This window comes from Alkalihalobacillus sp. BA299 (assembly GCF_017745675.1).
In the GTDB taxonomy this organism is placed as follows: Bacteria; Bacillota; Bacilli; order Bacillales; family Bacillaceae_F; genus Alkalihalobacterium.
This window is the reverse complement of record NZ_JAFLJM010000050.1, coordinates 1-1,548: the sequence shown is the minus strand read 5'-3', so window position 1 is coordinate 1,548 and position 1,548 is coordinate 1. Positions and strand designations below refer to the sequence as shown.

The following is a 1,548-nucleotide window of genomic DNA, read 5'->3' as shown; positions in this document are numbered from 1 at the left end:
ACGTAATGGGAAATCTCATCTTGAGGGGGGCTTCACGCTTAGATGCTTTCAGCGCTTATCCCGTCCACACGTAGCTACCCAGCTATGCTCCTGGCGGAACAACTGGTACACCAGCGGTGTGTCCATCCCGGTCCTCTCGTACTAAGGACAGCTCCTCTCAAATTTCCTACGCCCACGACGGATAGGGACCGAACTGTCTCACGACGTTCTGAACCCAGCTCGCGTACCGCTTTAATGGGCGAACAGCCCAACCCTTGGGACCTACTTCAGCCCCAGGATGCGATGAGCCGACATCGAGGTGCCAAACCTCCCCGTCGATGTGGACTCTTGGGGGAGATAAGCCTGTTATCCCCAGGGTAGCTTTTATCCGTTGAGCGATGGCCCTTCCATGCGGAACCACCGGATCACTAAGCCCGACTTTCGTCCCTGCTCGACTTGTAGGTCTCGCAGTCAAGCTCCCTTATGCCTTTGCACTCTGCGAATGATTTCCAACCATTCTGAGGGAACCTTTGGGCGCCTCCGTTACTGTTTAGGAGGCGACCGCCCCAGTCAAACTGCCCACCTGACACTGTCCCTGAACCGGATCACGGTTCGAGGTTAGAACTTCAATACAGCCAGGGTAGTATCCCACCGACGCCTCCACGTAAGCTGGCGCTCACGCTTCTGCGGCTCCTACCTATCCTGTACAAGCTGTACCAAAATCCAATATCAAGCTACAGTAAAGCTCCATGGGGTCTTTCCGTCCTGTCGCGGGTAACCTGCATCTTCACAGGTAATATAATTTCACCGGGTCTCTCGTTGAGACAGTGTCCAAGTCGTTACACCATTCGTGCGGGTCGGAACTTACCCGACAAGGAATTTCGCTACCTTAGGACCGTTATAGTTACGGCCGCCGTTTACTGGGGCTTCGGTTCACAGCTTCGGCTTACGCCTAACCACTCCCCTTAACCTTCCAGCACCGGGCAGGTGTCAGCCCCTATACTTCGCCTTGCGGCTTCGCAGAGACCTGTGTTTTTGCTAAACAGTCGCTTGGACCTATTCACTGCGGCTCTCTCGGGCATACACCCTAACAGAGCACCCCTTCTCCCGAAGTTACGGGGTCATTTTGCCGAGTTCCTTAACGAGAGTTCTCCCGAGCGTCTTAGAATTCTCTTCCCGCCTACCTGTGTCGGTTTGCGGTACGGGCACCTCTCACCTCGCTAGAGGCTTTTCTTGGCAGTGTAGGATCAGGAACTTCGGTACTACATTTCCCTCGCTATCACAGCTCAGCCTTTATGGTAAGCGGATTTGCCTACTTACCAGCCTAACTGCTTAGACGCGCATCCATCAGCGCGCTTACCCTACCTTACTGCGTCCCCCCATTGCTCAAACGGTGAGGAGGTGGTACAGGAATTTCAACCTGTTGTCCATCGCCTACGCCTTTCGGCCTCGGCTTAGGTCCCGACTTACCCTGAGCGGACGAGCCTTCCTCAGGAAACCTTAGGCTTTCGACGGAGGGGATTCTCACCCCTCTTTTCGCTACTCATACCGGCATTCTCACTTCTAAGC

1 rRNA gene is annotated in these 1,548 nt (G+C 54.7%); it reads right to left on the bottom strand.

Annotated features, from left to right (window positions below):
* Nucleotides 1-1,548, bottom strand: a 23S ribosomal RNA gene (locus J0N78_RS25385); the annotation flags it as partial.